This is a genomic window from Mycobacterium sp. (assembly GCF_025965855.1).
Taxonomy (GTDB): Bacteria; Actinomycetota; Actinomycetes; order Mycobacteriales; family Mycobacteriaceae; genus Mycobacterium.
On record NZ_JAOPWB010000022.1, the window covers coordinates 1 to 8,957 of the forward strand.

Annotated in this window: 8 protein-coding genes and 1 pseudogene; 4 read left to right on the forward strand and 5 right to left on the reverse strand. The window is 64.2% G+C overall.

Annotation, left to right across the window (positions count from 1 at the left end; translation table 11 throughout):
* Positions 1-914, reverse strand: a 914-nt coding sequence (locus JWP83_RS01970; protein WP_297725263.1) for a condensation domain-containing protein, incomplete at its 3' end; no start/stop codon positions are given.
* Positions 915-1,071: 157 nt separating this feature from the next.
* Complete coding sequence (locus tag JWP83_RS01975) at positions 1,072-2,673, reverse strand: GMC family oxidoreductase (RefSeq protein ID WP_297725265.1); 1,602 nt, start codon at positions 2,671-2,673, stop codon at positions 1,072-1,074.
* 123 nt (positions 2,674-2,796) lie between these two features.
* Here JWP83_RS01975 and JWP83_RS01980 point away from each other — a divergent pair, with 123 nt between their 5' ends.
* Complete coding sequence (locus JWP83_RS01980) at positions 2,797-3,405, forward strand: TetR/AcrR family transcriptional regulator (protein ID WP_297725267.1); 609 nt, start codon at positions 2,797-2,799, stop codon at positions 3,403-3,405.
* Positions 3,406-3,597: 192 nt separating this feature from the next.
* Here the strand turns inward: JWP83_RS01980 and JWP83_RS31120 are convergent.
* Positions 3,598-3,978, reverse strand: a pseudogene (locus tag JWP83_RS31120) (hypothetical protein); the annotation flags it as partial.
* A 128-nt stretch (positions 3,979-4,106) separates the two neighbouring features.
* Here JWP83_RS31120 and JWP83_RS01990 point away from each other — a divergent pair.
* Positions 4,107-4,637: a cupin domain-containing protein gene (locus tag JWP83_RS01990; RefSeq protein ID WP_297725269.1), complete on the forward strand. Its 531-nt coding sequence runs from the start codon at positions 4,107-4,109 to the stop codon at positions 4,635-4,637.
* 49 nt (positions 4,638-4,686) lie between these two features.
* On the opposite strand, the gene JWP83_RS01995 is transcribed toward JWP83_RS01990, so the two are convergent.
* The gene (locus JWP83_RS01995) at positions 4,687-5,304 is read right to left on the reverse strand and encodes a PadR family transcriptional regulator (RefSeq protein WP_297725271.1); all 618 of its coding nucleotides are present in this window, start codon (positions 5,302-5,304) and stop codon (positions 4,687-4,689) included.
* Positions 5,305-5,376: 72 nt separating this feature from the next.
* On the opposite strand from JWP83_RS01995, the gene JWP83_RS02000 reads away from it, so the two are divergent.
* Complete coding sequence (locus JWP83_RS02000; protein WP_297725273.1) at positions 5,377-6,486, forward strand: nitronate monooxygenase; 1,110 nt, start codon at positions 5,377-5,379, stop codon at positions 6,484-6,486.
* A gap of 16 nt (positions 6,487-6,502) precedes the next feature.
* A complete protein-coding gene (locus JWP83_RS02005) occupies positions 6,503-6,904 on the forward strand; it encodes a VOC family protein (RefSeq protein ID WP_297725275.1) in 402 nt (133 codons plus the stop codon).
* A gap of 1,241 nt (positions 6,905-8,145) precedes the next feature.
* On the opposite strand, the gene JWP83_RS02010 is transcribed toward JWP83_RS02005, so the two are convergent.
* Complete coding sequence (locus JWP83_RS02010) at positions 8,146-8,946, reverse strand: helix-turn-helix domain-containing protein (RefSeq protein WP_297725277.1); 801 nt, start codon at positions 8,944-8,946, stop codon at positions 8,146-8,148.
* Positions 8,947-8,957 lie beyond the last annotated feature (11 nt).

An 8,957-nucleotide genomic window follows, 5' to 3' on the forward strand; every position in this document is an offset into this window, starting at 1 on the left:
CACAGGTCGGTGAGCTGCTCACGCGTAAACGCGGTGCGGGTCGCGGTGAAGTACAAGCAGACGTCGTCGTGCACACCGATATGGTTCCGGAACGCAAAGGGCGTCAGCATCCGCACAAACTCGTTACGGCCTGACTCGAGGATCACCCGGGTCATGGCCGAGACCAGCGCCGAGTGCACGGTGGTCTGTTCGGCGCGGGCGCGGGTGACCAACCGCCGGGTCAGTTCCGCATCGAAACAGATGGCGCTGAGGTGGGGCACGGCGCCGTCGAAGGACCGAATCGTGGACAGGGTGGTAAACCAGTCCGGCTGCGCCGGTGGCGGCGCGCTGTTTACCGCCGGCGCAGCGGCCGGTTGCGCGTCGCGCAGGCCGCCGATCAGGTCCTCCTGCGACGGCGGCACGGGCAGCGGCTGCAGTTCGTGCCTGTTCAGCGCGGAGAACAAGTCCCGCAGGATGTATGCGGCGGAGAGCCCGTCGACGATGACGTGGGCGGCGGTCAGCACGATCGCGGCCGGGGTGGTTGGCCCGCAGCGCAGCAGCACCACCCGGATCATCGGCGCGCGCGAGGTGTCAAAGGGGCGGGTCAACTCCTCGGCGACAACATCACGCCAGCTGTTGCCCGCGCCGGCGTCGACGACCGTGAGGGGGATCGGCGGCACGGTCGCCGGGCGGTAAAACCCCAGCCGGGTCTGCGGGTGATCTTCGACGTACACGTTGAGCAGCGGGTGGCGGTGCTGCACCGCGCGGAGGGCGGCGGCAAGCGCGGACGGATCCAGGTCGTCAGCAAGCTCGGCCACGGTGCAGAAGTGCATCGTGCTCTTCTCCTGGCGCCGGTGATACATCCGCTCGAAAGCACCAAGCTGACGATCCCCGGTGACGTCCACGTGCCGTTGGTCACTGTCGTTGCCGGTCATCGGCTGCTCCCTTCCCGGCTGCGCTGCCGTTGAGCGTGTTGTGGCTGCGGGTAGAACATGGGCAGGAAATCTTGGACGAGCGCCAGGCCGCCCGGCGGCGCGGGCCGGAAGCCGAAGCGTCGCGTCGCGGGCCAAGACCGCTGTAAGTCAACAGTGTTCACGTGGTCGCCCGCCGCCTGATGAGGTCGGCGGCTTTCTCGGCGATCATGACGGTGGCGCCGTTGGTGTTACCGCTGACGACGGTCGGCATGACCGATGCGTCGACGACACGCAGTCCGTCGACGCCGCGCACCTTCAGTTGCGGGTCGACGACGGCGTTTTCGTCGATGCCCATCGCGCACGTTCCGACAGCGTGGTACTCCGTCTGCGACCAACGTCTCGCGTGTTCGGTGAGCGCTGCGTCGCTCGGGTTCGCCTCAATCGGCAAGTTCAGGCACCGGAGGTATTTGGAGATCGAGCTCTGGTTGGCCATCTCCAGTGAAACGCGCAGTCCGGCCGTGATGTCCGCGATGTCGGCTGGGTGGGTGTAATAGGCCGGGTCGATGTGTGGATGGATCATCGGGTCGGTCGACCTCAGCCACAGCCGGCCGCGGCTGCGCGGGTGCGTCGTCGCGGTCGCCATCGTGAAGTTCGGCAGTGGCGGGCTGGTGCGGCCGTGATCGACGAACGCGGTTGGCCCACCAATCAATTGCACGTTCGGCACGTCGCCGCCTGCGGTGGACACGAAGCCCCCGACTTCACCGCCGTTGGAGGCAAAGGGGCCGCCGTGGCCGCCCTGCCAGAGCGCCATGTTCTCGGGGCTTGCCATCTCGAGCAGGTCGGTGGAGTGCTGAGTCGCCCACACGAGCGGGACCATGGTGTGGTCGTGCAGGTTCTCTCCGACGCCCGGCACGTCGGCCACGACGTCGATGTCCTGCGCGCGCAGTTGGTCGGCAGGACCGATCCCCGAGAGCAGCAACAGTTGCGGGGAGTTGATGACGCCGCCGCTGAGCAGGACCTCTGACGCCGCGTGGGCGACCGTCTCGGTTCCGTCCTGGACGTAGGAGACGCCCATAGCCCGGTTGCCGTCGATGAGCACACGCGTCACGTGGGCGCCGACGCGCACGACCAGGTTGGGCCGCTGCATCGCCGGCCGCAGATAGGCATCGGCCTCCGACCAGCGGCGGCCGCTGTGGCAGGTGACCTGATATGCGCCCGCCCCGATCTGGCGTGCGCCATTGAAGTCGTCGTTGCGGGTCAGGCCCCATTCCGCGGCGGCGTCCACCCAGGCGTGCGACAGCTCGTGTGTGAACAACCGATCCTCGACATGCAGCGGGCCCTCGGTGCCATGGAATGGGGCACCGAGGCGGCTGTTGTTCTCGGCCCTGATGAAGTACGGCAACACGGTGTCGTAGTCCCATCCGACATTGCCGCGCTCGCTCCACCCGTCGAAGTCGCCGCGGTGCCCGCGGATGTAGACCATGAGATTGATGGATGACGAGCCGCCCAGCGTCTTTCCGCGCGGGAATGTGGTCGAGCCGTGATAGTTGGCCTGCTCCTCGATCTGGTAGTTCCAGTCGACCTCCGTGCCGAACAGGGTGCTGAACAGGGCCGGCACCTGGATCGTCTCCAAGGTGTCCTGCGGTCCGGCCTCCAGTAGGAGCACCCGGACCGAGGGATCCTCGGTGAGGCGATTGGCCAGCACACAGCCCGCGCTCCCCGCACCCACGATGACGAAATCAAAGGTCTCGGTCGAACGAATCAATGGTGTTGAAGTCATGTCGCAACCATAACCTATCTGAGGTCATGCACCATCAGATAGTGGGTGACCTCACATGGTGGTACGGTCGATGCATGCGACCAAGCGGTCGCTGCTTTCGTGGTGCGCTCAAGGAGGTGACTGATGCGGGATTACGACGGTAAGACGGCCGCGGAACGGGTCGCCGAACGCCGAGAACGACTCATCGACGCCGGCGTCGAACTCTTCGGCGAACGCGGATACGCTGCCACGTCGATCCGGGCCGTGCTCCAGCAGGCGGGACTGCGGGATCGCTACTTCGGCGAGAGCTTCGCCGATCTCGACTCGCTGCTCGCCGCCGTCTACTTACGGCTGATCGACGAAGAGATTTCCGACTGCGCCGCCGCGATCGCCAAGACGGGCGGCGGATCGGAGGGTAACCGCGCGATGATCGAGACGATCACGCGTTCATTCGAGAAACATCCCGGTAAGGCCCGCATCAAGTCGCGGGAGGTACTCAGCGGGGGACCCGTTGCCCGCGAGCAACGGCGGGCTGGGCTTCACCGACTCGCCCAGCTGGTCGCTGACCTCCTGCCGCCGAGTGCGACGCTGAGCCGAGGCGATGTACTCCTGCTCACGTTCGGTATCGTTGCCGCCGCCGACGAGCTTCTGATGACGTGGAGCGACGGTGCAGAAGGACTGACTCGCGACCGGGTGGTCGACGTGGTGACGCTGTTGTTCGATGCGACGGCTCAACACATCAGCTCTTCGTGAGAGTCGCTCTGCTCCAGAGCTGCCGCACACTTCTAGGTCGTCGCCCCCCGACGCACGAGAGCGAGAACTACGGCCGCGGTTGCGAAGAGGCCAGAAAAGAACCGGTTGAGCAGCACGCGGCGGAGTCGCGCTGGTCTTCTCGCCAAAGTCGCGACCGGTTGCGCGCCATTGGCGCAGGGCGAGGTAGAGCAGATAACCGACGCCGACGAACTTGATCACCGTAAAGGCCAGGATGGACTCGGCGACGATCGCGCCAAGCCCCACCGCCACCAAGGCCAACTGGAACAGCAGGCCCAGTTCCTGGCCGACGATGCTCCAATATGCCCGCAGGAGGCCGTGAGTCAGACCGGATGCCATCGACTGAATCGCCCGCGCGCCAGGCGAGAACGCAATCGCAATCGATGCACCGAAGAAGCCCAGCCACAAGTGCCAGTCGGTCGCGACGGTGTGGGCGGTCGCCATCATCTTGACGTTCCCCCGCGGCCCGAACAAACGGTGATGCCGACGTTCCGCAGGAAACGTTGGGCGAGTTCTGGATTGGCCATGGCACGACCATAGCCAATCTGAGGTCATGCACCATCAGATGGTGATACCCTCGACGGAGAGCCGGCGCGGTACTGCCATCCAAGGACCCGCGGCATCCAGTTCGAAATGTTCTTCAAAGCCGACCACCCATAGAACAGGCGAAATCGCAGGCAACTATGACTGGCAAACTCCACAGCACTGTGCTGCCCCAGACCGTCGACGGAACTCCGTACGCGGCGGTGGATGTGTTTGGACCTACCGTCGAATTCATTAGCGAACCAGATGATCCCGGCTCCGATTTCTGCGTCATGCGGGCCGTGGTACCGCCCGGTGTTGTGGTCCCGCTGCACAGCCACGACGATGGCGAGGACTTCGTCATCCTGGCGGGCACTCAGCAGGTGCTGACCAAGAGCGATCGCGGCTTGCACTGGCGTGACGTGAATGCCGGCGACTACGTCCATATACCGGGTGGCACCCCGCACGCGCACCGGAACGTGTCCGACGAGCCGGCGGTGGAGTTGGTCATCACCACTGCGCGGCTCGGGCGATTCTTTCAAGAGGTCGCCCGGACCGGCGTTACGCACCCACCTACGCTCAGTGAACTGGCCGAATTCGTTGCCGCGGCAACCAGATACGGCTATGACCTCGGCACGCCCGAGCAGAACGCCGCCATCGGCATCGCCCTGAGCGTCCGATCGGGCGAATGAAGCGCAGATCGGACAAGCATTGCCGCCGCGTAGCACCACCGACGATCTCCTAGGCGGGCCACCCGGAGGTGAAGGCGTTGGGTGGCACCGTCGCGCCAGTTGCCGGTGTGACACCAGTCCATTCACCGATCGCGTCATCGGCCCATCGTGCCCATCGGACGACAGCCTCGTATTGACCCATGAGCAGCTTTCCGGTGATCGCAATGATGGGCAGCCGGTCCGGGAATGGGCCGCCCGTGGTTGCGTACTGCGTTGACCTGTCGAGGATTTCAGCCAATCGCGCCTCTGCGTCTGCCCGGATTTCCCTCACCGCCGAACGCAGCTGATTCGCATCGCCCGCATCTGCGAACGCCACCTTGATCATGGCTTCGAACTCCATGCGCATCCCCGCGGCGGGCGTGTCCAACCAGTCCCGCAGCACCGTGCGACCCGCGTCGGTGATCTCGTAAACGGTGCTGCGCCGCTTGCCCGTGAAGGAGGCGTGCGAGGTGGCCAGACCGGCGGTGACGAGTTTTTTCGGCTCTTCATAGACCATGCTGGCCGCCCGAGGCCAGAACCAGCTCACCGTGCGGTCCATCTGCTGCGCGAGTTCGTAGGTCGTGAACGGCCGGATCGAGAGCAGCCCGAGTATTGCGAACGACGTCGGGGTCAGCTGCTTGTTCGACATGGCGTTTGACAATACTCCGATTCGGACTATTTTCGTAGATAGTCCGAATCGGAGTATGTCGAAGGAGAAACCATGCCGGAACCGCCCCGTGATCCGGTCATCGATGACGGTCATCGGCGCCAGGCAAGCGCGTCGCCGGATGTCGCAGCCGTCCCAACCCGGTTGACCCGCGAGTATGGCCTCCGACATCCGTTCGTCGGTGCGGGTATGGGATTCATCGCCCACGAACAGCTTGCCGCCGCGGTCACCAATGCCGGCGGATTGGGCGTGCTGGGAGCATCCCCCGATCCTCCGGGCAGCCTGCCGATAATGGTAGAACGATTGCGCGCATTGACTTCTGGGCCGTTCGGAGTGGATCTCATCTGTGCCGATACCGGGTTCGGGCCGGCCAGTACAGACTGGCATGTCGACATGTGCGTCCAGCTGAATGTGCCCTTGGTCGTATTTCACCATGACCCACCGCCGGACCGCTGGGTCAACACGTTGCGTGCCGCGGGCACAGGCGTCTGGATGCAGGCCTCCTCCCCCGAACTTGCCGCGGCCGCAATCGAACTCGGCGTCAACGGAATAGTCGCCCAGGGCCGCGAGGCCGGCGGCCATGCCCGCGGACGCATCCCGTTGCACACGCTGTTGGCGGCCGTCCGTCACAAGTGGCCTGACATGCTTCTGTTGGCGGCGGGCGGCATATCCGACGGGACCGCCGCGGCCGCTGCGTTGCGTGCGGGCGCCGACGGAGTGTGGGTGGGCACCGCCTTGGTTGCCGCCGAGGAAGCCAACGCCCATCCCGAGTACAAGCGTCGACTCACCGACTCACCCGGTAAGACGTTGCGCACCACTGCCTTCGGACCCGAGTGGCCCGACCAGCCCTACCGTCTTCTTGCCACTCCCGCCGTGCGCAGCGCTGCAGCACGCGTCGGTGATGTCGACGCGCACCAGCATCACACCATCGGCCGAACGCGCCTGTTCCCGCACTCGGTAAACATGCCGTACGACATGCCGGTCAGGTCGACGCTGCCACCCACACCCGAAACCAGCGGTGATTGGGAGTCGATGGCCTACCCTGCCGGCGAAGGGGTGGGCGCAGTTCGACGCACTGCCCCGGCCGCCGAGATCATCCGACAGATGATGGGTGACGCATACGACATACTCGCGACCGAACACCCGGTCCGCATCCAACTGTGAATCCAAGGGAACTCGCATGCCAACTTTCAGCAGGGTGTCGCACATTTCGTTCTCCGTCCGGGACGCCGAGACAAGCGCCCACTGGTGGGCAGCGCTGCTCGATCTGACCGAAATCGACCGGGTCGTCGGCGATGGCTGGCACGCCATTTTGCTGCTGCATCCGCCGTCGCGGACCGTCATCGAATGCCAGCAGCACGACGAGAATCAGGGCGAAACCTTCGACCCCCAACGCACCGGGTTCGATCACATGGGGTTCAAAGTCGACACACGGGCCGGCCTCGACGAGTGGCTGGCACGGTTCGCGCAGCTCGGCGTGCGCCACTCTCCGATCGCCGAGAGCGAATACGGTGCGGTACTGCCGTTCAAGGACCCCGACGGCATTCAGTTCGAGATGTTCTTCAAAGCCGACCACCCCTAGCGCACAGGCGAAATCGCAGGCGACATTCGAACAAGACGCCCTGGCAGACTTCGCCGCGTCCATCTGGTGCGCCAGTTCGCGGCGCAGGCGTCCCCGCCGGCATGGACCCTTCTCGAGATCGGGAACCGCTCACACGCGCGCACTTAGACGCATTGCGTCCCATAGGCCACTTCTAGATCATCAGTCACAGGAGCCCCAATCGTTCAAATATTCATACCTGTCACTTTAATGACGTTTGATAACAATCAAATCAATGGTCACAGTGGTTACATTGGCCGACCGTTGCATTCTCTTAACCGCCGAAAAACCATGAGGGCGGCGGGAGTCCGGTTACCAGAGTGGCGTTGACCTGCTTGAACGCGGGCCTCTCATCTGATCCCCAGCGGCCTCTCTGGCCCCATGGGAAGCAAGAGGGTTAAATAAACTCAGAGAAGATAATTAGACTCATTAATATCTCCGTTTAACTTTCGCCTCATCTGTAAAACTCAGTGCCACGATTTGAGCTTGAGGATCGCCGCTCACATCAGCCCGCTTGTTGGTGTGCGCGTCGCGGGGATCTCACGGAAGGATCGACATGGGTGTGCGGAAGGCTGTCGCCGTGGCCGTCGTCGCCGGTGTGATCGCGGTCGCGCAAATGGCCCTCCAATCCCATCGAATCTGCTTGCCCTCGTACCTTTTCTGGACTAGACGTCTACATCGGCGCTAAGACCTATGCGGACAGTCGGGTTGATGTCCGTCTCACCCTCGTCGGGATCGTTCAGGGCCCCTTTACGTTGCTTCGCTCCCGCTGGACCTTGATCCACCTCCACGGAGTGGCCGGTACGCCACGTCCTTGCCGGATTACCTGACGCAGTTCGCGCAGACGCTGCGTCGAGATCCACCACAGCACGATCAGAGCGTTCAGAGCCAAGCTGCCCCACATCACGCTCTCGCCGTGTCCATCGAGCAGAAGAGTCGCAATCCAGCCTATGGCGGCCGCGCTGGCCGATTGATAATGGCGACCGTGCTCGGTCCCGACGCCGATTTCCCGGGTCCCGACGCGCCGCCCGGTTACCTGACTCGCATCACGATCGAGAGGGTCGGCGGCGCGGGGTCCTGGACGACATGACGGCGATGCGCTGACGCCACCCATTGTTGCCATCTTGCGTGGTCCTCGACATGCACGCCGAGCAGTCGACGGGCGCAGTGACGGCGTGCCTAATCGCTCATGGGTTTGACGGCGCCGGCCGGGCAGCTGGAATCTACTGACATCGCAGTTGCTCCAGCGCTTTTGCCGTTGGGCTGCCTGGGTCGGCGGTAAAGATGATCAGATGCTGTCCACCCGAATGGGGAATGCTGAGCCTGTAGCGATGAAGGTACAGTTCACCGACGACAGGGTGGCGCACACGCGTTATTCCCGGGCGGTAACCGACCTCGGCTCGGGTCCAAAGCTCACGGAATCGTGAACTGACAGCAGATAATTCGGCGACCAACGCGCGCATACGGGGATCGTTGGATTCGCTGCCGGCGACTTCTCTCAACCCGCTGACCGCAATATCGGTCGCGTCGTCCCACTCGACGAAGAATTCCCGCGCGGCGGGTTCCACCAGGCGCCAGCGCAGGAAGTTCTGCCCGGGTGCGAACCCCGGTGACAGCGCGCGGGCGATCGCGTTGGCGGCCAGCACGTCCTGGTACCTGTTGGCGATGATTGCCGGCATCGGAAACTGATCGATCAGCGCGTCGAGGCCGTCGGCCGCAGTTTCCAGGTCTGGCTGCTGGCCGTGACTGCCGCCGGCCAGTTGGTACAGATACTCCGTGCCTTTGATGTCCAGCTGCAGCGCCCGCGCCAACGCGTCAAGGATCTGTTGGGACGGATTCTTGTCACGGCCCTGCTCCAACCGTAGGTAATACTCAGCGCTGATCCCGGCCAGCAGCGCCAGTTCCTCACGTCGTAAGCCCCGAACGCGCCTGCGGGCACCGGCAACCAGCCCGACGTCTTGGGGTTGCACCTGTGCACGCCGGGCGCGCAGGTACTCACCGAGCGCGTTGCCCTGTGCCGTCATTCCCCGAGCGT

What these genes read in the sequence shown, in the direction of transcription:
- JWP83_RS01990 (WP_297725269.1), top strand. Translation starts at nt 4,107, where the DNA reads ATGACTGGCAAACTCCACAGCACTGTGCTGCCCCAGACCGTCGACGGA.
- JWP83_RS02005 (WP_297725275.1), top strand. Translation starts at nt 6,503, where the DNA reads ATGCCAACTTTCAGCAGGGTGTCGCACATTTCGTTCTCCGTCCGGGAC.
- JWP83_RS02010 (WP_297725277.1), bottom strand. Translation starts at nt 8,946, where the DNA reads ATGACGGCACAGGGCAACGCGCTCGGTGAGTACCTGCGCGCCCGGCGT.
- JWP83_RS01995 (WP_297725271.1), bottom strand. Translation starts at nt 5,304, where the DNA reads ATGTCGAACAAGCAGCTGACCCCGACGTCGTTCGCAATACTCGGGCTG.
- JWP83_RS02000 (WP_297725273.1), top strand. Translation starts at nt 5,377, where the DNA reads ATGCCGGAACCGCCCCGTGATCCGGTCATCGATGACGGTCATCGGCGC.
- JWP83_RS01980 (WP_297725267.1), top strand. Translation starts at nt 2,797, where the DNA reads ATGCGGGATTACGACGGTAAGACGGCCGCGGAACGGGTCGCCGAACGC.
- JWP83_RS01975 (WP_297725265.1), bottom strand. Translation starts at nt 2,673, where the DNA reads ATGACTTCAACACCATTGATTCGTTCGACCGAGACCTTTGATTTCGTC.